Raw genomic sequence first — 19,823 nt, 5'->3', positions numbered from 1 at the left:
TGTGCGTGAGCGACAAGCCGCTGCACGGCGAGATCAAGCTGCCCGGCATGGCCAACCATTTCTACCGCGAGCGGGTCGACCAGCACCTGCGCATCGGCATCCGCGCCATGGAGCTGCTGCGCCAGGGCGGGGTCGACCAGCTGCACAGCCGCAAGCTGCGCAGCTTTGCCGAGGTGGCCTTCCAGTAACCCTGCTCCCGACACCGCCCATGACCACCCGCCGCCGCTTCATTCTGGGAACCCTCGCCGCCGGTGGCGCGCTGGTGCTGGGCTGGACCGCCCTGCCCCCGCGCCAGCGCCAGCAGACCGCCACGCCCCTGCCCGTCGTCGCCGGTGAACATGCCTTCAATGGCTGGGTGAAGATCGGCGAGGACGACCGCATCACCGTGGTGCTGGCCCGCAGCGAGATGGGTCAGGGGGTGAGCACCTCGCTGGCCCTGCTGCTGGCCGACGAGCTCGATGCCGACTGGGCACAGGTGCAGGTGCAGGCCTCCGGCATCGACGGCATCTACAACAACCTGGCCACGGTGGTGGACGGCCTGCCCTTCCACCCGGAGGCCGCCGGCGTGCTGGTGGATGCGGCCCGGTGGCTCACCGCCAAGACCATGCGCGAGATCGGCGTGATGATGACCGGCGGCTCCTCCAGCGTGAAGGACCTCTGGCTGCCCATGCGCCAGGCCGGCGCTGCCGCACGGCAGATGCTGGTGGAGACCGCCGCCAGCCGGTGGGGGGTGACGGCGGCCGACTGCCGGACCCAGGCCGGCACGGTGGTGGCGCCGGATGGCCGCACGCTGCGGTATGGCGCGCTGGCCGCCGAGGCGGCCACCCGCGCGGTGCCCAGCCGCCCGCGCCTGAAGACGCCCGAGCAGTTCCGCCTGATCGGGCGGCCCACGCCCCGGCTGGATGCCGCGGCCAAGACCGATGGCAGCGCCCGATTCGGCATCGATGTGCAGCTGCCCGGCCTGCTGCATGCCGCCATCCAGTTCTGCCCGACCCGGCTGGGCCGGGTGCAGGCCTGCGACGAGGCCCCGGCCCGTGCCCTGCCCGGCGTGCAGGCGGTGGTGCGGCTCGATCCCATGGCCGGCGGCAGCGGCGGCATGGCGGTGGTGGCGACCCGCTGGTGGCAGGCGCGCCAGGCGGTGGAGGCGCTGCAGGTGCAGTGGGACCACGGACCGCTGGCCGGTTTCGACAGCGACACCGCCCTGGCCGGCCTGGCGGGCCTGCTCGATCGGGAAGACGGCTTTGCCTTCCACCGTGAGGGCGATGTGGATGCGGCCCTGGCAAGCGCCACCCGGCGCATCGAGGCCGAGTACCGGGCCCCCTGGCTGGCCCACAGCACGCTCGAACCCATGAACTGCACGGTGCAGCTGGCCGAGGACGGCCGCAGCGCCACCGTGTGGGCTCCCACCCAGGTGCCGGGGCTGGCCCGGCGCGCGGCCGCGCAGGCGCTGGGCCTGGACAGCGATGCGGTCACGGTGCATGTGACCTTGCTGGGCGGCGGCTTCGGCCGCCGGCTGGACGTCGATTTCGTGGCCCAGGCCGCCGCCATCGCCAGGGCCGTGCCGGGCCGCCCGGTGCGCACGCTCTGGACCCGCGAGCAGGACATGCGGCACGACTTCTACCGCCCGGCCTGCGTGGCCCGCTTCAGTGCCGGGCTGGATGCCTCGGGCCGGCTGGTGGCCTGGAAGAACACCAGCGCCGGCCAGGCCATCGTGCCGCAGGTCCTGGGCCGGATCTTCGGCCTGCCCGGCGGCGGTCCGGACAAGACCACGTCCGAGGGCGCCTTCGACCAGCCCTACGAATGGCCGGCCGCCCGCATCGCCCATGTGAACGCCGACCTGCCCCTGCCGGTGGGTTTCTGGCGCGCGGTGGGCCATTCGCACCAGGCCTTCTTCAAGGAATGCTTCCTGGACGAGGTGGCCCATGCCGCCGGCACCGACCCGCTGGCGCTGCGCGAATCGCTGCTGCAGGACCATCCGCGCGAGCGCGAGGTGCTGCAGACCGCCGCGCGGGCGGCCGGCTGGGGCACGCCGGCACCCGCTGCACCCGATGGGGCGCCGGTGGCCCGGGGCCTGGCCCTGCACCGCTCGTTCGGATCGACCGTGGCCCAGGTGGCCGAGGTGTCGCTCGGGCCCGACCGCAGCATCCGGGTGCACCGGGTGGTGTGCGCCATCGACTGCGGTTTTGCGGTCAACCCGGCGGGCGTGAAGCAGCAGATGGAAAGCGGCATCGTCTTCGGCCTGAGCGCGGCGCTGTACGGCCAGGTGGACATCCGCAACGGCCAGGTGCAGCCGGGCAACTTTCACGAACAGCCGGTGCTGCGGCTGACCGAGATGCCGGCGGTGGAGGTGCTGATCATGCCCAGCCACCATGCGCCCGAAGGCGTGGGCGAACCGGGCCTGCCGCCGCTGGCGCCGGCCGTGGCGAATGCGGTGTTTGCGCTGACCGGGCAGCGGCTGCGCAGCCTGCCGCTCCAGCTGGCCTGAAGCTCAGGTGTTGAGCTTGACCGAGCGCCCGATGTAGAGGATGGGCCCGGTGGGCTTGCCGGTGGGCGAGCCGTTGTAGGGCTCCAGCGTGATCTCGAACAGCTGGTTGGGCTGCAGCGGCGGCAGTTGGTCCAGCGGCACCTCCAGCGGCTGCCCCGGCTGCACCAGACCCAGCGAGAGCGGTGCGGCCCAGCCGTCGGCCTTGGTCCAGAACTGCAGTGAGCGCTCCTGCGGCACCTCGGTGCTGGACAAGGGCTGCAGGCGCAGGGTGCGCTGGCCGCTGGTCTGCACCACCCAGCCCGGCGCGGTGTTGTTGGGCGCCACCAGCACCACCAGGTACTGGCTGCGCGGGGCGGCGGTGTTCATGGGCACGGCGGCCAGGAAGACGGCAGCGGCCACACCGGCAGCCGCCACACCCCGCCACAGGGCCAGGTTGTTCCACAGGGCACGCCAGCCGGTGGCCACCGGTGCGGCCGGCACGGCGGCGCGGCGCGGGGCCACGCTGGCCTCGATGCGCGACCAGAGTTCGGGCGAGGGCTGCACCGGCTCGACCAGATCGGTCAGCGGCTGCAGGCGCTGCTCCCAGAACTGCACCGCCTCACGCAGGGCGGCATCGTGCGGCAGGCGCTGCTGCACCTCGGCGCGGCGGCTGGCACTCAGGGTGCCCAGCACATAGTCGGACGCAAGCTGCTGGAGGGCTTCGGGTGTCATGCCAGACACTCCTTGAGCGAGGCCACACCGCGCCGTATCCAGGCCTTGACCGAGCCCAGCGGGGCTTGCAGGCGCTCGGCGATCTCCACATGGGTGCAGCCGTCGAGGTATGCGAACAGCACGCAGTTGCGCTTGGCCACGTCCAGGCGGGCCAGGCATTCGTCCAGGCGGCCCAGCGAGGCGCGCAGGGCGAAAGCATCCGTCATGTCGGGGGCGACGCCGGCTTCGGCGTCCTGCAGGTGTTCAAGGGTTCCGTCGTCCACGTCGACGTGGCGCTGGCGGGAACGCATCAGGTCCAGCGCGCCATGACGGACGATGCTGCACATCCAGCCCCGACCGTTGCCCCGGGCGGGGTCGAAGCTGCCGGCCTTGGTCCAGATGGCCACGAAGGCATCGTGCAGCACGTCTTCGGCCAGGGCGCGGTCGCGCACGATGCGCAGGGCCACACCCAGCAGGAAACGGCTCTCCTGCTGGTAGAGCCGGTTCAACGCGGCCTGGTCGCCGCGTGCGCAGGCGGCCAGGTCGGCGTTGTGGTCGTAGGTCTGGGGCGGTCGGGCGGTCACGGGACGGTGGGCGGACACGCCGGGGAGCATCCCGGCGGCGGCCATGTTAACCGAGCCCATGGCGCCCGCCCCGGGCCATCACATGGCCTTGTAGAAGATGTAGTCGGACTTGTACTGCACGATCTGCTTCTGGCCCTTGGTGGCCGGGGTGCAGGGAGCGGCCGGGGCCACGCCGCCGGCGGTGGCCACGCGCTGGATGTAGGTGATGCCGGTCATGGCGCCGTTGCCGGTGGCCGGGTTGGCCTTGACCAGCTGCAGCGGGATGTTGCCGGCGCCGCCCGGGGCGATGGCCAGCTGGGCACCGGTCACCTTGGAGCCGTCGTTGGCTTCCCAGGTGGCGGGCGGGCCGTAGTACTTGCCGACCTGCTTGCCGGCGCGGTCCAGCAGCTTGGCGTCGGGGCCGACGAACACCCACTCGGTCTGGCCGGCGGCGTCCTTCTTGTCGCGGCACTCATAGGTGATCTCGCCCACACCCACGGTCTCCAGGACCACCTTGTGGCCGGCCGGCACCTTCACGGCATCGGGCAGGCTGGCCTGCGAGAACATCGGTGCGGGGGCGGTGGAAGCGCAGGCGGCCAGGGTGAGGGCAGCAGCTGCGGCCAGGGCGGACTTGATGAACATCGTGTGACTCCTGAATGGAATGGATCGGGTGATGAAGGCAGCGGCATCGATCGACGCCACTGCCTGCATTACTCGCCAGGAGCGCAGATGGATGCAGCCGGATGCGGCCCGGCTGCAAAAAAATGTTTCAGCCGCTCAAGCGCGGCGCGGCCGCACCTTGGCCGCCGCCCGCTTGGCCACCACCCGGGCCTGCTCCACGTCGGCATCGAAGGCCAGGGCCACGCCCATGCGGCGCTTGGCAAAGCTCTCGGGCTTGCCGAACAGGCGGATGTCGGTGTTGGGCTCGCGCAGGGCTTCGTCCACGCCGTCGAAGGCGATGCCGGTGGCGTCCATGCCGCCATAGATCACGGCGCTGGCCCCCGGGCTCTTGAGCGCGGTGTTCACCGGCAGACCCAGGATGGCGCGGGCATGCAGCTCGAACTCGTTCTGCCACTGGGTGATCATGGTCACCATGCCGGTGTCGTGCGGGCGCGGGCTGACCTCGCTGAACCACACCTGGTCGCCCTTGACGAACAGTTCCACCCCGAACAGGCCCTGGCCGCCCAGGTTCTCGGTGACGGCGCGGGCGATGTCGCGGCTTTTCTGGAGCGCGGCCGGGCTCATGGGGTGCGGCTGCCAGCTCTCCACATAGTCGCCGCTCACCTGCACATGGCCGATGGGATCGCAGAAATGGGTCTCGATGGCGCCGGTGGCACCCTTGGCGCGCACGGTGAGCTGGGTGATCTCGTAATCGAAATCGATGAAGCCTTCGACGATCACGCGGCCGTGGCTGACCCGGCCGCCGGCCATGGCGTAGTCCCAGGCCTTCTGCACATCGGCCGGCCCGTCGATCTTGCTCTGGCCCTTGCCCGAGCTGCTCATCACCGGCTTGACGATGCAGGGGTAGCCGATGCCCTGGTCGATGGCGGCCTGCAGCTCGGCCAGCGAATCGCAGAACCGGTAGGGGCTGGTGGGCAGGCCCAGGGTCTCGGCGGCCAGACGGCGGATGCCTTCGCGGTCCATGGTCAGGCGGGCGGCGCGGGCGGTGGGGATCACCGTGACCACGCCGGCGGCTTCAAGCTCCTGCAGGGCCGGGGTGGCAATGGCCTCGATCTCGGGCACCACCAGGTGCGGCCGCTCCGATTCGATCAGGGCCTTGAGCTGGGCCGGGTCGCTCATGGCGATCGTGTGCGCGCGGTGGGCCACCTGGTGGCCGGGCGCGTTCTCGTAACGGTCGACCGCAATCGTCTCCACCCCCAGGCGCTGCAGCGCGATCAGCACCTCCTTGCCGAGCTCGCCGGAGCCGAGCAGCATCACCTTGGTGGCGGAGGGAGACAGGGGCGTGCCGAGGGTGGTCATGGCGGAATCCTTGAAGGCGTTGGAAAGGTGGGAGGGTCAGGCCATGTCGCGCGTGGTTTCGCCCATGGCCTCGCCCAGCCGCACCGGCGCACCGGGCGCCCAGTGCGGATTGAAGGCGATCACGTCGTGCGGCCACAGCATGACCACGGTGGAACCCAGCAGGAAGCGGCCCATCTCGGCGCCACGGTCCAGCCGGATGTCCTGGTCGTCGTAGCGCCACTCGCGCACCGCGCCCGGGCGCGGCGGGTTGACCACGCCGTGCCAGGTGGTGGCCATGCTGCCGACGATGGTGGCACCCACCAGCACCAGCACGAAGGGCACGGTGCCGCCCTTGTGCGGCATGTCGAACACGCACACCACCCGCTCGTTGCGGGCAAACAGACCGGGCACGCCGCGCGCCGTGGCCGGGTTGACCGAGTACAGGTCGCCCGGCACATGGATCATGCGGCGCAGCCGGCCGGCCACCGGCATGTGGATGCGGTGGTAGTCGCGCGGGCTGAGGTAGATGGTGGCAAACGAGCCGTTGTCGAACGGCGCGGCCAGCTCGGCGTCGCCGCCCACCAGGGCGCGGGTGCTGTAGAGGTGGCCCTTGGCCTGGAAGATCTGGTCGCCCGCGATCGGACCGAACTGGCTGATGGCGCCGTCCACCGGACAGACGAAGCCGGCGTCGGCCAGCGGCCGGGCACCCGGCTTGAGCGCGCGGGTGAAGAAGTCGTTGAAGCTGGCGTAGGACGTTATGTCCGGGTTGGCCGCCTCATTCATGTTGACCTGATAGCGCCGCACGAAGCGGCGGATCATGGCGTGGGTGATGGCGCCGGCCTGGGCACGGGCGATACGCCCGGCCAGTTCGGTCAGGGCGCGCTGGGGCAGCCAGTGCTGCAGGGTGACGGATAGGGGTGTGGACACGGGGCGCATTGTAGGTGGCACCCCTGCCCCGGCAGGGTGGGCAGGCACAATCCCGGGATGCTTCAACCCCTGTTTTCGGTCCAGCACCTGGTCAAGCGCTACGGCGACGCCACGGTGGTCAACGACCTGAGTTTCGACATCCAGCCCGGCGAGTGCCTGGGCGTGATCGGGCCGAACGGCGCCGGCAAGACCACCACCATCCGCATGTGCCTGGGCCAGACCGCCCCCGACGGCGGCCGCATCGACGCCTTCGGACTGGACATGCCGCGCGACGCGCTGGCCATCAAGGCCCGGCTGGGCGTGGTGAGCCAGATGGACACGCTGGACCCCGACTTCACCTGCGCCGAGAACCTGCTGGTGTACGGCCGCTACTTCGGACTGAAGGACCGCGACATCCGCGCCCGCGTGCCGCAGCTGCTCGAATTTGCCGCCCTCTCGCACAAGGCCGGTGCCAAGCCGGGCGAGCTCTCGGGCGGCATGAAGCGGCGCCTGTCGCTGGCCCGGGCCCTGGTCAACGACCCGCAGCTGCTGATGCTCGACGAGCCCACCACCGGCCTGGACCCGCAGGCCCGCCACCTCATGTGGGAGCGCCTGCAGCTGCTGCTGCAGCAGGGCAAGAGCATCCTGCTGACCACCCACTTCATGGACGAGGCCGAGCGCCTGTGCAGCCGCCTGCTGGTGCTCGACCACGGCCGCAAGATCGCCGAGGGCAAGCCCCGCGAACTGATCGCGCAGCACCTGGAGCCCGACGTGGTGGAGGTGTACGGCCCCGGCGCGCTCGATCTGGCCCAGGCCGATGCCCATGCCGGCCTGCGCGCCCTGGCCGCCCGGGTGGAGATCAGCGGCGAGACCGTGTTCTTCTACACCGAGCAGGCCGCGCCGCTGCTGCAGGCCCTGGGCCACCACCCGGCCCTGCGCACGCTGCACCGTCCGGCCAACCTGGAAGACCTTTTCCTCAAGCTCACCGGTCGCCAGATCCGGGAGGACGCATGAACACCCGCACCCTCAACACCCCGAATGCAGCGTCGCACTGGTCACGCCCCCGCCTCTCGCTGCGCTGGTGGCCGGTGTTCCAGCGCAACCTGCTGGTCTGGCGCAAGCTGGCTGTGCCCAGCCTGGTGGGCAACATCGCCGAGCCGCTGATGTGGCTGGTGGCCTTCGGCTACGGCATGGGCGCCCTGGTGGGCGAGGTCAAGGTCATGACGCCCGAGGGGCAGCTGGCGGTCCCCTACATCCTGTTCCTGGCCAGCGGCAGCATCTGCATGAGCGCCATGAACGCCGCCACCTTCGAGGCGCTGTACTCGGCCTTCTCGCGCATGCATGTGCAGAAGACCTGGGACGGCATCATGAATGCGCCGGTGGCGCTGGACGATGTGGTGCTGGCCGAGATGCTGTGGGCATCCTTCAAGTCGCTGTTCACCGTGACCGCCATCCTGGGCGTGATGCTGGGCCTGGGCATCTCGCACTCGCCCCTGCTGCTGATGGCCTGGCCGGTGCTGTGGCTGGTGGGCATCACCTTCTCGTGCATTGCCCTGGTGTTCAATGCCCTGGCCAAGGGCTATGACTTCTTCACCTACTACTTCACGCTGTTCCTGACCCCGATGATGTTCCTCTCGGGCGTCTTCTTCCCCCGGGAACAGCTGCCGGGCTTCGTGCAGTCGGTGGCGCAGTGGCTGCCGCTGTCGCACGCGGTGGACCTGGTGCGGCCCCTGTTCATGAACCAGTGGCCCGATCGCCCCTGGCTGCACCTGGCGGTGCTGGTCGGCTATGCGGTGGTCGCTTTCTGGATCGCGCTGGCGCTGACCCGCAAGCGTTTCGCCCGCTGACCCGGTTGCCCGGGATCAGTGCATGCGCTGCTGGACGGCGGGCTGGGCATCGGCGTAGAGCTCGATGCCGCTGTCCATGAAGGCTTCGCTGTCGATCTGGGCGTCGAAGTCGCGGGCGCTGTCGAACAGCTTGGGGATCAGCGGCTTGTCCAGCGGGCGGCAGACACGGCCGCGCAGCTGGCGCAGATCGACGCTGGCCTCCATGGCATTGATGACGGTTTCCGGGTCGAGCATCAGCACGAAGGGATTGAGGCGGGTGGCGGTGGTTTTCATGGCGGGTTCCTGGGTGTGTGGCATGGTGACAAGTCCGTTGTCGATGAAACAAACTGTATCGATCCTGTTTCAAGCGGTTAAGTCGGCGCCTTGCCATTCGCCTTGTAGGAAGTTGCCTGACAGCCCTTCCGATCCACCTACACGCCCGGCGTGACGTCGGTCACGGCAGGCCGGCGCCATGCCGCAGGGCCTCGACCGCCGAACGCACCACCGACTGCACGCTGCCGCTCTGCTGGTAACGCTGGCGCAGGAAGCTGGCGTGGTTGCCGGCCCGCGCGGCGGTGCGCTCGATCTCGTCGATGGCGGCCATCGACCCCAGGCTCTGTGCGTGCGGCGCGATCTTGCGCAGGGTGGCCAGCACGTCCTCGCGGATGCTGATCTGCTCGCGGGTCTTGGGGTTGACCATCATCCCGTCCAGGCCGAAGCGGCAGGCCTGGAAGCGGTTGTAGGTGTAGACGAGGTAATCGTCCTCTTCCGGCGGCGGCTCGTTGCGCTCCAGCAGGTGGCGACAGAGTGCCTGCAGGTAGCAGGCCAGCGCGGCGGCACGCTCCACCGTCAGCGGCGTGTCGCACACCCGCAGCTCGATGGTGCCGTACTCCGGCTTGGGCCGGATGTCCCAGTAGAAGTCCTTCATCGACTTCACCACCCCGGTGCTCTCCATCTTGGTGAAGTAGACGTTGGCGAACTCGTCCCACTTCAGCACGAAGGGCGCGCGGCCCGACAGCGGAAAGGCAAACACCGAGTTCAGCCGGGCCGAGTCGAACAGCGTGTCCACCCCCTGCGAGAACGGCGACGAGGCCGAGAGCGCAATGAAGTGCGGCACATAGCGGTTGAGCGAATGCAGCAGGAACAGCGCCTCGTCCGGCGAGCTGCAGCCCACGTGCACATGCTGGCCGAACACGGTGAACTGCTTGGCCAGGTACCCGTAGAGGCCCGAGAGCTCCTGGAAGCGCGGCTTGGAGAAGATGCGCTGCTCGAACCAGCGCTGGAAGGGGTGCGTGCCGCCGCCTGCCAGTTCGATGTTGAGCCGGTCACCGGCCTGCACCAGGGTGTCGCGGATGGCCTGCAGCTGGGCCAGCAGCGGCCCGTGCTCGCGCTGCACGTCGGTGGCGATCTCGATCATGCTCTGCGTCATCTCGGGCGTGACCACACCGGGAAAGGGCTTGCGGCGCAGGAGTTCGAGCAGGTCGTTGGCGCTGCTGGAGAGGTCGTAGTCGTAGCTGTTGACCAGCTGCAGCTCCAGCTCCACACCCAGGGTCAGCGAATCGGAGGCCTTGAAGGTTTCCAGCGGCATGCGTCACTCCTTGGTCACATGGGTTTCCTGCGCCGCCATCAGGGCGCGCTGGGTCACCACCGGACCCAGCAGCTCCTGCAGCAGCATCATGGCGGCGATCGCTGCCAGCACCTGCGCCGCCGGCTCGAAGCCGTACAGGCGGGACTGATCGAGCAGCAGGATGGCAAAGGCCGACATGGGCGTGAGCGCCAGACCGGTCAGCAGGCCCTTGCGTTCGGTGATGCCCGACAGCCGCGCGGCCGCCACATTGCAGACCGCCTTGGACGCCCCGCGCACCGCGATCAGGGTCAGGCCCAGCAGCAGGCCGGCGCCCACGGTCGCCCACTCCAGCAGCGAGGCGATGTAGACGAACAGGAACACCGACAGCAGATCGCCGGCGGTGCCGAAGTCGCGCTGGGCATTGGTCAGGTGCACGCGGCGCTCGCGCGCCACGATGCCGAAGCTCAGCGCCGCCAGCAGGGGCGAGAGGCGGAAGCCGAAGGCCGCGGTGGTGAGCAGCAGCACCGACAGGGCAAACACCACGGTCACGCCCCGCTCGGGGGTGCTGCGCAGGCGCAGCAGCCAGGGCACGGCCACACCCAGCAGGCCGCCCACCGCCACCGAGGTGAGCAGCACATGGATGCTGCCGAAAGCCGCCAGCACCAGATCGCCCGAGGTGCTGAGGTACCAGTAGCCGATGACCAGCTTGAGCGCGGCCACCGCCATCAGGCAGTTGATGGCGCACAGGTGCAGCACCCGCTCGGTCACCTGACCGGCGCTGCGCAGTTCGTTGGCCACCCGCACCACGCCGGCGGGCGAGGCCGACACCGACAGCGCCGCGATGATCAGGCGCTGGTCTTCCGGCAGAGCGAAGAAGCCGGTGACGACGTAGATGGCGCCGAAGGTGATGGCCGACTCCACCACGCCCAGCGCCAGCACCCAGGGGTTGTGGCGGAACCAGCGCAGGTTGATGCGGTAGCCCAGCTCGAACAGCACCAGCGAGAGCGCCACGTTGGCCAGGAAGGGCAGGCCCTGGATGTCGGTGGTCAGGCCCGGCAGGTTCACCAGGCCCCCCAGCAGACCCACGGCCACATACGTGCTGACCCGGGGCACGCGCCAGCGCTCGTGCGCCAGCTCGCCCAGGAACCAGGCGATCAGCAGCACCAGTGGCCAGGCGATGGCTTGCAGCAGAAAGGCGATGTTGTTCACCACGGCGGAGCTCCTGTGAGGTGCCTGGGCCACAGCCTCCGACACGGGGCGGGAGGCCAGGGACGCAAGGCGGGTCAGCCCCTCGGCGGGGGCTGGCGGTTCAACAGACAGGCGGCCGCTGGGGCCACCGCGCGTTCAGGCCGCGAAACGGGCCTGGAGGGCTTGCAGGCCGAACTCGTCGAGCACCTGCAGCAACCGCTGGCGGGCGCGTTCGCGGCCGCCAGCTCGGTCGTCGGTCATTCTACGTGCCAGGATGAGTTCGTTTTTCATGGAATGTTCCCAGCCCACGAGCTCGGTCACCGTCACTTCGAAGCCATGGGCTTCGAGCTGCAGGCAGCGCAGCACATTGGTGATCTGGCTGCCGAACTCGCGCGTGTGCAGCGGATGCCGCCACAGTTCGGCCAGGGCGGTGCGCCGCAGGTTCAGCGCCTTGTGCCGGCGCATGGTGGCGGCCACCTCGGCCTGGCAGCAGGGCACCAGCACCATGGCCTGTGCGTGGCGGGCCAGGCCAAAGGCGATGGCGTCGTCGGTGGCGGTGTCGCAGGCGTGCAGCGCGGTCACCACGTCGATGCGCTCGGGCAGGTCGGGGTGGGCAAAGGCTTCCTGCACCGTGGTGGCCACGAAGTCCATGCGCTCGAATCCCAGACGCCGGGCCAGTTCGCGCGACCGCTCCACCAGCTCGGCGCGCACCTCGACACCGATCACCCGCCCCTCGGACAAGGCCTGGAGCACCAGGTCGTACAGGATGAAGCCGAGGTACGACTTGCCGGCCCCGAAGTCCGCCATGGTCACGCGGCCCTGGACCGCATGCACCTGCTGCAGCAGCGGCTCGATGAACTGCACCAGGTGATGGACCTGCTTGAGCTTGCGCCGGGTGTCCTGGTTGAGGCGGCCGTCGCGCGTGAGGATGTGCAACTCCTGCAACAGACCGATGGATTGCCCCGGACGCAGCTCGGGCAGCTGCTGGCGCAGCAGGGCTTCGGGCGAGGCGGCGGGTGCAGGGGAGCGGGGGCTGGATCGGTCGCGGCGGGGCATCGGTCGATGGTAGCCCACACACCCGGCGACAATCCGCCATGGACCACGCCACCCCCGACCACCCCTACAACGCGCTCACGCCGGATGTCGTCATGGACGCTCTGTGGGCCGTCGGCCTGCAGCCCGATGGCCGTCTGCAGAGCCTCAACAGCTTCGAGAACCGCGTCTATCAGGCGCACCTGGACGAGCCGGTGCTGGGCCACCGGCAGGTGGTGGTCAAGTTCTACCGGCCCGAGCGCTGGACCGAGGCGCAGTTGCTGGAGGAGCATGCCTTCGCACAGGACCTGGCCGAGGCCGAGGTGCCGGTGGTGCCGCCCCTGCCACTGCAGGGGGGCACCCTGCACCGCCACGGCGACTTCCATTTTTCGGTCAGCCCTCGGCGGGGAGGCCGCCGGCCCGAACTCGACGACTTCGAGGTGCTGGAATGGATCGGCCGCTTCCTGGCCCGCATCCACACCGTGGGCGCTGCGCGTGCGTTCGCGCATCGACCGGGCCTGCACGCCGGCACCTTCGCGCACGAACCGCGCGACTGGCTGCTGGGGCACGACGCCGTCGCGCCCGAGGTGCGCACCGCGTGGTCGCGCACCCTGGATGAGGCGCTGCAGATCATCGAAGGCCATGCCGTGCTGCGCGCCGACACGCAGGCGACTCCGGCCATGAGCACGGTCCGGCTACACGGCGACTGCCACCCCGGCAACGTGCTCTGGACGCCGGAGGGCGAACCCGGGGCCGGTCCGCATTTCGTGGATCTGGACGATGCGCGCAGCGGCCCGGCGGTGCAGGACCTGTGGATGCTGCTCAGCGGCGACCGCCGCCAGCAGACCCAGCAGCTCTCGGCCCTGCTGGAGGGCTACGAACAGTTCCGGTCCTTCGACCGCCGCGAGCTGGCCCTGATCGAGCCGCTGCGCACGCTGCGGCTGGTGCATTACAGCGCCTGGATCGCGCGCCGCTGGGACGATCCGGCCTTCCCCATCAACTTCCCCTGGTTCGGCAGCCGCGACTACTGGCAAGGCCAGGTGGACATGCTGGTGGAGCAGATCGAGGCCATGCAGGAGCCCCCCCTCAACGTCTGAGGCCAGCGCGCGGCTGACGGACCAACGGGTCCGCCGATTTGTATTGCACGCAATTCAATTGTTCGTCATAATTTGCCCCATGCCCACCGCACTCCGATCCACCGATGCCCTGCGCCTGGACCACCAGCTCTGCTTTGCGCTGTACTCCGCGTCGCTGGCCATGACCAAGCTCTACAAGCCCCTGCTCGAGCCCCTGGGTCTGACCTACCCGCAATACCTGGCCATGCTGGCCCTGTGGGAGAACGACGGCCTGACCGTGAGCGAGCTGGGCGAACGCCTGTTCCTCGATTCGGGCACCGTCACACCCCTGCTCAAGCGGCTGGAAAGCGCCGACCTGGTGCTGCGCCAGCGCGACGCCCAGGACGAGCGCCGGGTGCTGGTCTGGCTGACCGATGCCGGCCGTGTCCTGCGCCGGAAAGCCGCCAGCGTGCCCGGCTGCGTGCTCGACGCCAGCCAGTGCCAGGTCGGTGAGGTGCTGGCCCTCACCCGCCAGGTGCAGACCCTGCGCGACCGGCTGCACCAGGCCATCGGCCACTGAGCGCCGTCGCCGCCCCCTGTTTCACCCCCCGCCTGCCCGCAGGCCTTTCGATCCGGAGATCACCATGCCCACCACGCTCGACAAAGTCATCTACACCGCCCGCGCCACCACCACCGGTGGCCGCGAAGGCAGCTCGCGCAGCGACGACGGCCTGCTCGACGTCAAGCTGAGCCCGCCCAAGGCCATGGGGGGTGCCGGCACGGCCACCAACCCGGAACAGCTGTTTGCCGCCGGCTACTCGGCCTGCTTCATGGGCGCCATGAAGCACGTGGCCGGCCTCAAGAAGATCGCGGTGCCGGCGGAGGCCACCATTTCGGCCGAGGTCGACATCGGCCCCATCCCGCAGGGTTTCGGCATCGCCGTGCGCATGACCATCAGCCTGCCGGGCATGGACCGTGCCGTGGCCCAGGACCTGGTCGACACCGCGCACCAGGTCTGCCCGTACTCCAACGCCACCCGGGGCAACATCCCGGTGACGCTGACGATCGCCTGATCGGGCGGATCAGCGCGACGGCGCGTCGGGGTCGTGGATCACGGTGCTGGTCCCGACCCCCACCCCCACCCGGGCCTTGCTGTCGCCCACCGGGGCGCTGACGCCCACACCGGCACCGGCACTCACCTGCCCGCGCTGGTTGACCCCCACCCCCACGCCCACCGGGCCCACGCCGGTGCCCACACCCAGGCTCACGCCGTTGTTGCTGGCCCCCACACCGATGGTCACCGGGCCGATGGGCACACCCACGCCCACGCCCACCGTGTTGCAGCCCGCCAGCAGCAGGCCGACACCCAGGGCCAGGGTGGCCGTGGCACAGCGCAGGGCGGATGGGCGGACAAAGGTGTCGGGCAGCAGACTCATGGCGTTCTCCGGTGGAATCCGCGGCGAAGGCGGATCTGCCCATTGTGACCGGACCGGGGCTGGGAGGGTTCCCCGACGGATTCAGTCCGGCAACGGACCGAACCGTTCGATGGTGGCCGCCAGCCAGTCGGCCGGCCGGGCTGCCGGCTCGGACCGCACGATGCGCCAGCCCGTCCCGTCGGCCTGCACCCGCGCGCCACCGCCCTGCCACAGCAACCAGGCCAGCCAGGCCGCGTCGGCGGTGGTGACCTCGCTGCCGGCCGGACCGTGCAGCAGCCGGCTGATGGGCTCGGCGCGATCCAGCACGATGGCATCGCCCGCCATCGGCACCTGCCACGCCTGTGCCAGCACGGCCAGCGGGTCGGCCGAGGCACCGTTCCAGGCATTCAGCCAGTGGGTCATGCCCTGGGCCGCCTGCACCACCCGCCGGGCTTCGGCCTGCAGCAGGTCGGCATGGTCCCAGCGGCGCCAGTCGACCTCGGGTGACGGCGCGTTCACCGCCATCGCGCCGGTGGCCCAGGCATGCAGGGCCGCCTCGGCCCGGTCGGACCGGATCACCGATGCCACGCCCAGCAGCTGGCACAAGCGACTGCCCATGAGCTGGCCCTGATGGGCCAGCATCTTTTCACGCATCAGACCGTCGCGCTCGCGCCGCAGCTCGGCCAGCTCCAGCGCATTCTTGAGGTCGGCACGCAGGCTCTCCAGCGCCCAGGGCTTGCTGATGTAGCGGTAGATCTCGCCGGAGTTGATGGCCTCGATGGCCTCCCCCAGTTCGGAATACGCGGTGGTCAGCATGCGCACGATGCCCGGGTGGTGTTCGCGGGCGTAGCTCAGCAGCTCGTTGCCGCGTTCGCCGGGCATGCGCTGGTCGCTCACCAGCACGCCGATCTCGGCCCCGTGCAGGCGCAGCATCTCGCGGCCTTCTTCGACCGAGGTGGCCGTGATGACCGGCGCCAGCGGACTGACCAGCCGCTCGAAATACTTCAGCGCCATCGCCTCGTCATCGACATACAGAATTTTCATGGCAGCAGGGCGCCTCCTATGCGCTGGAACCAGTCAATGGAAAACAAAGGGTGACCGCCGTGCCCTCGCCCGGGGTGGATGCCACCGTCACGGCACCGCCCAGCGAGGTCATGACACGGCGGCAGAACACCAGCCCCATGCCATGCCCGCCCCGGTCGGAGCGGGTGGTGAGCGGCTCCAGGGTGAGCCGATGCAGGACATCGCCGGCGATGCCGGGACCGTTGTCGACCACCTGGATGGCGTGCCAGGCGTGACCGCCCTGCGGACCGGGCATGGGCAGCAGCCGCAGGCGGACCTGCGGCGACGGGGTACGGGCCTCGCGCAGCGCCTGCAGCGCGTTCTTCAGCAGGGTCGACACCACCAGAAACACCAGGTCATGGCGGCCGGGAAGCCCGAAGTCATGGCCATCGTCGATGCGCACCCAGTCGGCCTCGCCGGGGTGGTAGGGGAAGTGCTCGCACACCGAACGCACCAGCGCCGACGCGGCCGGCTGCGGCACGGCATGGGCGGCATGGGCCTCGCTGGCCGACTGCACGAAACGGCTCACCAGGGACTGTGCGTACCGGGTGCGCTGGCGCGCCGCCTCCAGCATGGCCCGCACGTCGCCGGGGCGGCCTTGTGCGATGCGGGCCTCGGCCTGCGAGGGGTCGGGGCTTTCGGCGTGCCGGTCCTGCAGGGCCGAGAGATACCCCTGCACCGTGGCCAGGGGCGTGGTGACTTCGTGGGCCAGCAGGCCCAGGGTGTCGCGCAGCATGGCCGACCGATGATCCAGCTGCTCACGCTCCAGGCGACGCGCCGTGAAGAGCGACACCGCATCGCGCAGGGCCTGACGGGTCAGGCCCTCGTCCAGCGGCTTCTCCAGGATGAATTCGACATGACCGTGGTTCACCGCCTGCATGGCCACGTCCTTGTCGGCATAGGCCGAGACCAGCACCCGGATCACCGCCGGGTGCAGCCGGCTGGCTTCGCGCAGCAGATCGACCCCGTGGCGACCGGGCATTCGGTAGTCGGTCAGCAGCACCGCCGCCTCGGCACACGGACCGGCCAGACAGGCCAGCGCCTGATCGACACCCAGGGCCGTGTGGACCTCGAATTCGTCGCCATAGACCCGCTGGAACCATTTGCAGGCCTGGGCTTCGTCGTCGACCATCAGCACCATGGGACGAACCGGATCGAGGGGCATGCGATCGCTCATGCGGGCCTCGGCAGATCGAAGCTGAACTCGGTCCAGGCGCCGAATTCACTGGCCACCGACAGCACGCCGCCGTGCCGCTGGATGATGCCGTAGCTGATGCTCAGGCCCAGCCCGAGGCCGGAGCCGACGTCCCGGGTGGTGAAGAAAGGCTCGAAGACCCGGTCGATGTTCTCGGGCGCTATGCCCTGGCCGTTGTCGCGCACCCGCACCCACAGGCGGTCGTTGCGGTGCTCCGCCTTCACCTCGATGCGCGGCGCCGACCGTGCGGCCGCATGCACCGCCTTGGCCGCGTTGCTGAACAGGTTGATGAGCACCCCGATGAGCGCCGGTTCGTCACCCGTCACGTGGGTATCGGGGGGCAGGTCCACCACCACCTCGATGCCCTTGAGCTCGAAGCCGGCCAGACGCTGTGCCGAGCGGATCGCCTTCTCCATCAGGAAGATGCGCTGGCTGTCGGTGCCGGGCTTCTGGTACGCGAAGGTCTTGAGATCGGTGACGATGTTCTGCACCCGCTGCATGCCTTCGCGGGCATCGATCAGGCTTTCCTTGAGCATCGGGTCCTGGTCGGCCGCCGGCAGCGACAGGCCCATGTTGATGGCCATGAGGCTGTAGTTGACCGGGTTGTTGACCTCGTGCATCAGACCGGCCGAGAGGGTGCCGATGGCGGCCATCTTCTCGCGCTGCAGCAGCTGGCCTTTGACTTCGGCCAGGGCCCTGTTGATCTCGACCAGTTCGAGGTTCTGCGCATCGACCTGCTCACGCAACCGGAACAGCTTGACCCGGCTGAGTTCGTTGAAGTAGGTGCAGCCGGTGGAAATGATGGCCGCAAACGCGGTGAAGATCGAGTGGGCCACGAACTCCTGACCGTCCCCCAGGCCGGAGGGGTGCAGGTAACAGGCCACGAAGTACACGGCGATGGTGAACAGGCCGAAGGCCATGCTCTCCAGATAGCTGATCGGCACCAGCAGGCCCACGCCGAACAGGGCCAGCTGCAGGCCGACGAAGTAGATGGAGGACACGCCATCGGTCTGGAAGATCATCCAGGAGATCATGATCTGCGGCAGCACCAGCCAGGCCAGGGTGAGCCACTGCACCTGGTGCCGACCCACCTGCGTCATGAGCGCGGCCATGATCAACAGGGTGAGGGTGGCCGTGATCAGCCGCAGCACGAAGAATTCGCCCACACGATCCGGATAGGTGGCCAGATCCAGCCCGAACCCCAGAACGATGAGGGAGGCCGATATGAACGCACCGATCTTGCTGAAGCGCAGCCGGACGTCGAGCACGTCGTCCTGCAGACGCAGCGGGCCGGCGGAGCGGAGATCGGCGGGCATCAATGCTCCGGCGTGAGGAATTCCGCGAACACATTGACCCCGGTCGGATCGGTGTAGATCTGCTCGGGTTGCCGGGGCGACGGCAGGATGGCCACCATGCCGGCCTCGTCACGGTAGATCAGGTGCCACTCCAGCAGGTGCTCCATGACGCCGCGCTGGCGGTTGCTGGAATGCACATTGGTCACCAGGATGCGCCCGCCGGGCCGGGTCCGGGCCTTGAGGTATTCCAGCAACCGGGCACAGACCTTGTCGGACAGGTAGTCGAACAGCCCGGCGCAGTACACGAAGTCGAAGCTGGCCTGGGCGGGGTCCTGGGTCTCCTTGCTGGCCCGCTTGAGCAGGTTGTGGACCGAGTCCTGGTGGAACTCGATGTCCACCCGCTGACCGACATCGCTCATCGCCTTGTTCAACCGATCCCGGGTGTAGTCGAGCGTCTCCTGGCTGAAGTCGATCAGCCTGAACCGCAGCCGGTCCAGGTTCTTGCCGGCCCGTATGAAGCGTTCGATCTCCTGGGCGGGGCCACACCCGATGTTCAGGACCGAATGCACACGGCCCGCCGCTGCCGCTTCCTCGGCCGCCCGCGCCATGGACCGTTCCAGGATGTCGATCCGGTTGCGGTGCGCCTCGGCCACCGGTGAGGCCAGGAACAGCGCATTGATGATCTGGAAATAGGTGGACGGGCCCTGCTGCACATCCGACAGGATCTGGTTGACCATTTCGTAGTCCCCCGCGTACCCCAGCGGCTTGGCAAAGGTCCGGTACACGAAGGGCGCCCGCAGGATCAGCGGATGGATGGCGTTCTGGGCGAAACGGCGGCTGCCGTCCTGATCGACATCGATGACCGAGGCAATTTCGCACTCGAGGTCGGCAAAGTAATCGGCCGCCGCCGTGATGACCGGCGTGGCGAGTTCCATGAACACGTCCGACCGCAGGCTGCCCCCCTCGGCTCGGGGCAGGGCGCTGGACAGATCGGCCTGATCGGTCCAGCGCGCCACCTCGGCCAGGAAGGCGCGGATCTTGCCGACCGCCACCATGTAGCCCTCGCTGATGCGGAACCGCTCCATCCAGCCGTCCACGAACTGGCGGGCCTCGTCACCGATGCGGGCCTGACCGGCGCCGTAGACCCCCAGTTCGGACCATTCGTCGATCAGCGCCACCGACACCACCGCCATCAGGCCGGTGTTCATGAGGCTGACGACCACGGCCTTGCCCTTGTAGATGGTGTGGGTGCCCGACCGGATGGTCAGGTCGCTGAGCACTTCACTGACCTGGACGATCGAGTACGGGTTGTAGACCTCCATCACAAGAGAGCGGCGCTGCAGGCTGGTGATGGTGCCGCGCGCGGCCTCGCCCTGGCTGTTGCGAAATGTGACGACCGGTTCGAAGGGGTGCTGTAGATACACGGTGTTCGTCTTGCGGTGGTTCGGTTCGATGAAGCGAGAGATCGGCCGGGCGAGTGTATTCGGCGATGAAGACCCATGCAGCCAAACCTGCTGCCTGACTTCGCAACGCCGCCCCCGTCGGGCCGGACCAGCACCGGGGTGCTGGCGCTCGGCAGACCGTG

20 protein-coding genes and 1 pseudogene are annotated in these 19,823 nt (G+C 69.2%); 7 read left to right on the top strand and 14 right to left on the bottom strand.

Features of this window, described 5'->3' with window-relative positions; all coding sequences use genetic code 11:
- Window positions 1–188: pseudogene (locus CAP38_RS15095) on the top strand (AMP nucleosidase); the annotation flags it as partial.
- 20 nt (window positions 189–208) lie between these two features.
- Entirely contained in the window at window positions 209–2,485 is a 2,277-nt protein-coding gene (locus tag CAP38_RS15090; RefSeq protein ID WP_086122257.1) for a xanthine dehydrogenase family protein molybdopterin-binding subunit, read from the top strand.
- A gap of 3 nt (window positions 2,486–2,488) precedes the next feature.
- Here the strand turns inward: CAP38_RS15090 and CAP38_RS15085 are convergent, their stop codons facing one another.
- From CAP38_RS15085 to asd, 5 genes are all read right to left on the bottom strand, one after another.
- Window positions 2,489–3,196 (bottom strand): anti-sigma factor domain-containing protein, encoded by a 708-nt coding sequence (locus tag CAP38_RS15085; protein WP_086122256.1) that lies wholly within the window; start codon window positions 3,194–3,196, stop codon window positions 2,489–2,491.
- Window positions 3,193–3,789 (bottom strand): sigma-70 family RNA polymerase sigma factor, encoded by a 597-nt coding sequence (locus CAP38_RS15080; protein WP_086122267.1) that lies wholly within the window; start codon window positions 3,787–3,789, stop codon window positions 3,193–3,195. The genes CAP38_RS15085 and CAP38_RS15080 overlap by 4 nt, the downstream gene beginning before the upstream one ends.
- 48 nt (window positions 3,790–3,837) lie before the next feature.
- Window positions 3,838–4,380: a DUF3455 domain-containing protein gene (locus tag CAP38_RS15075; RefSeq protein WP_086122255.1), complete on the bottom strand. Its 543-nt coding sequence runs from the start codon at window positions 4,378–4,380 to the stop codon at window positions 3,838–3,840.
- 135 nt (window positions 4,381–4,515) lie between these two features.
- Window positions 4,516–5,718, bottom strand: a complete 1,203-nt coding sequence (gene purT / locus CAP38_RS15070; RefSeq protein WP_086122254.1) for a formate-dependent phosphoribosylglycinamide formyltransferase — start codon at window positions 5,716–5,718, stop codon at window positions 4,516–4,518.
- A gap of 36 nt (window positions 5,719–5,754) precedes the next feature.
- Window positions 5,755–6,633 (bottom strand): archaetidylserine decarboxylase, encoded by an 879-nt coding sequence (gene asd / locus CAP38_RS15065; RefSeq protein WP_218776587.1) that lies wholly within the window; start codon window positions 6,631–6,633, stop codon window positions 5,755–5,757.
- A 48-nt stretch (window positions 6,634–6,681) separates the two neighbouring features.
- Here asd and CAP38_RS15060 point away from each other — a divergent pair, with 48 nt between their 5' ends.
- Window positions 6,682–7,617, top strand: coding sequence for an ATP-binding cassette domain-containing protein (locus tag CAP38_RS15060; RefSeq protein WP_086122253.1), 936 nt, complete (start codon window positions 6,682–6,684; stop codon window positions 7,615–7,617).
- A complete protein-coding gene (locus CAP38_RS15055; RefSeq protein WP_086122252.1) occupies window positions 7,614–8,450 on the top strand; it encodes an ABC transporter permease in 837 nt (278 codons plus the stop codon). The genes CAP38_RS15060 and CAP38_RS15055 overlap by 4 nt, the downstream gene beginning before the upstream one ends.
- A gap of 15 nt (window positions 8,451–8,465) precedes the next feature.
- Here the strand turns inward: CAP38_RS15055 and CAP38_RS15050 are convergent, their stop codons facing one another.
- The 4 genes from CAP38_RS15050 to CAP38_RS15035 all read right to left on the bottom strand — a co-directional run bounded on the left by CAP38_RS15050 (window position 8,466) and on the right by CAP38_RS15035 (window position 12,240).
- Window positions 8,466–8,723 (bottom strand): hypothetical protein, encoded by a 258-nt coding sequence (locus CAP38_RS15050; protein WP_143435844.1) that lies wholly within the window; start codon window positions 8,721–8,723, stop codon window positions 8,466–8,468.
- A 160-nt stretch (window positions 8,724–8,883) separates the two neighbouring features.
- Window positions 8,884–10,017, bottom strand: a complete 1,134-nt coding sequence (locus CAP38_RS15045) for a YbdK family carboxylate-amine ligase (protein ID WP_086122250.1) — start codon at window positions 10,015–10,017, stop codon at window positions 8,884–8,886.
- A 3-nt stretch (window positions 10,018–10,020) separates the two neighbouring features.
- Complete coding sequence (locus CAP38_RS15040; RefSeq protein WP_218776586.1) at window positions 10,021–11,205, bottom strand: cation:proton antiporter; 1,185 nt, start codon at window positions 11,203–11,205, stop codon at window positions 10,021–10,023.
- Window positions 11,206–11,340: 135 nt separating this feature from the next.
- On the bottom strand, window positions 11,341–12,240 hold the full coding sequence (locus tag CAP38_RS15035) for an SAM-dependent methyltransferase (protein ID WP_086122248.1): 900 nt from the start codon (window positions 12,238–12,240) through the stop codon (window positions 11,341–11,343).
- Window positions 12,241–12,278: 38 nt separating this feature from the next.
- Here CAP38_RS15035 and CAP38_RS15030 point away from each other — a divergent pair, with 38 nt between their 5' ends.
- From CAP38_RS15030 to CAP38_RS15020, 3 genes are all read left to right on the top strand, one after another.
- Window positions 12,279–13,313, top strand: a complete 1,035-nt coding sequence (locus CAP38_RS15030) for a serine/threonine protein kinase (RefSeq protein ID WP_086122247.1) — start codon at window positions 12,279–12,281, stop codon at window positions 13,311–13,313.
- Between the two features lie 79 nt (window positions 13,314–13,392).
- Window positions 13,393–13,851, top strand: coding sequence for a MarR family winged helix-turn-helix transcriptional regulator (locus CAP38_RS15025; RefSeq protein WP_086122246.1), 459 nt, complete (start codon window positions 13,393–13,395; stop codon window positions 13,849–13,851).
- Between the two features lie 64 nt (window positions 13,852–13,915).
- Window positions 13,916–14,344, top strand: a complete 429-nt coding sequence (locus CAP38_RS15020) for an organic hydroperoxide resistance protein (protein WP_086122245.1) — start codon at window positions 13,916–13,918, stop codon at window positions 14,342–14,344.
- 9 nt (window positions 14,345–14,353) lie between these two features.
- Here the strand turns inward: CAP38_RS15020 and CAP38_RS15585 are convergent, their stop codons facing one another.
- From CAP38_RS15585 to CAP38_RS14995, 5 genes are all read right to left on the bottom strand, one after another.
- Window positions 14,354–14,707 (bottom strand): hypothetical protein, encoded by a 354-nt coding sequence (locus tag CAP38_RS15585; protein WP_086122244.1) that lies wholly within the window; start codon window positions 14,705–14,707, stop codon window positions 14,354–14,356.
- Window positions 14,708–14,788: 81 nt separating this feature from the next.
- Complete coding sequence (locus tag CAP38_RS15010) at window positions 14,789–15,730, bottom strand: response regulator (RefSeq protein ID WP_086122243.1); 942 nt, start codon at window positions 15,728–15,730, stop codon at window positions 14,789–14,791.
- 16 nt (window positions 15,731–15,746) lie between these two features.
- Window positions 15,747–16,913, bottom strand: a complete 1,167-nt coding sequence (locus CAP38_RS15005) for a hybrid sensor histidine kinase/response regulator (RefSeq protein WP_256924475.1) — start codon at window positions 16,911–16,913, stop codon at window positions 15,747–15,749.
- 8 nt (window positions 16,914–16,921) lie between these two features.
- On the bottom strand, window positions 16,922–18,259 hold the full coding sequence (locus tag CAP38_RS15000) for a sensor histidine kinase (RefSeq protein ID WP_086122241.1): 1,338 nt from the start codon (window positions 18,257–18,259) through the stop codon (window positions 16,922–16,924).
- Entirely contained in the window at window positions 18,259–19,662 is a 1,404-nt protein-coding gene (locus CAP38_RS14995; RefSeq protein WP_256924474.1) for a class I SAM-dependent methyltransferase, read from the bottom strand. Before CAP38_RS14995 ends, CAP38_RS15000 begins: the two co-directional genes overlap by 1 nt.
- Window positions 19,663–19,823: the final 161 nt, after the last annotated feature.

Source organism: Hydrogenophaga sp. IBVHS2 (genome assembly GCF_002127215.1).
Lineage (GTDB): Bacteria > Pseudomonadota > Gammaproteobacteria > Burkholderiales > Burkholderiaceae_C > Hydrogenophaga.
Note: the sequence above shows the minus strand (reverse complement) of the source record. Positions and strands in the feature narration are given on the sequence as shown.

Coding starts and splice junctions, on each gene's coding strand:
- CAP38_RS15055 (WP_086122252.1), top strand. CDS start 7,614: ATGAACACCCGCACCCTCAACACCCCGAATGCAGCGTCGCACTGGTCA.
- CAP38_RS15030 (WP_086122247.1), top strand. CDS start 12,279: ATGGACCACGCCACCCCCGACCACCCCTACAACGCGCTCACGCCGGAT.
- CAP38_RS15045 (WP_086122250.1), bottom strand. CDS start 10,017: ATGCCGCTGGAAACCTTCAAGGCCTCCGATTCGCTGACCCTGGGTGTG.
- CAP38_RS15585 (WP_086122244.1), bottom strand. CDS start 14,707: ATGAGTCTGCTGCCCGACACCTTTGTCCGCCCATCCGCCCTGCGCTGT.
- CAP38_RS15035 (WP_086122248.1), bottom strand. CDS start 12,240: ATGCCCCGCCGCGACCGATCCAGCCCCCGCTCCCCTGCACCCGCCGCC.
- CAP38_RS15060 (WP_086122253.1), top strand. CDS start 6,682: ATGCTTCAACCCCTGTTTTCGGTCCAGCACCTGGTCAAGCGCTACGGC.
- CAP38_RS15090 (WP_086122257.1), top strand. CDS start 209: ATGACCACCCGCCGCCGCTTCATTCTGGGAACCCTCGCCGCCGGTGGC.
- CAP38_RS15010 (WP_086122243.1), bottom strand. CDS start 15,730: ATGAAAATTCTGTATGTCGATGACGAGGCGATGGCGCTGAAGTATTTC.
- asd (WP_218776587.1), bottom strand. CDS start 6,633: ATGCGCCCCGTGTCCACACCCCTATCCGTCACCCTGCAGCACTGGCTG.
- CAP38_RS15050 (WP_143435844.1), bottom strand. CDS start 8,723: ATGAAAACCACCGCCACCCGCCTCAATCCCTTCGTGCTGATGCTCGAC.
- CAP38_RS15075 (WP_086122255.1), bottom strand. CDS start 4,380: ATGTTCATCAAGTCCGCCCTGGCCGCAGCTGCTGCCCTCACCCTGGCC.
- CAP38_RS15085 (WP_086122256.1), bottom strand. CDS start 3,196: ATGACACCCGAAGCCCTCCAGCAGCTTGCGTCCGACTATGTGCTGGGC.
- CAP38_RS15005 (WP_256924475.1), bottom strand. CDS start 16,913: ATGCCCCTCGATCCGGTTCGTCCCATGGTGCTGATGGTCGACGACGAA.
- CAP38_RS15020 (WP_086122245.1), top strand. CDS start 13,916: ATGCCCACCACGCTCGACAAAGTCATCTACACCGCCCGCGCCACCACC.
- CAP38_RS15000 (WP_086122241.1), bottom strand. CDS start 18,259: ATGCCCGCCGATCTCCGCTCCGCCGGCCCGCTGCGTCTGCAGGACGAC.
- purT (WP_086122254.1), bottom strand. CDS start 5,718: ATGACCACCCTCGGCACGCCCCTGTCTCCCTCCGCCACCAAGGTGATG.
- CAP38_RS15025 (WP_086122246.1), top strand. CDS start 13,393: ATGCCCACCGCACTCCGATCCACCGATGCCCTGCGCCTGGACCACCAG.
- CAP38_RS15080 (WP_086122267.1), bottom strand. CDS start 3,789: ATGCTCCCCGGCGTGTCCGCCCACCGTCCCGTGACCGCCCGACCGCCC.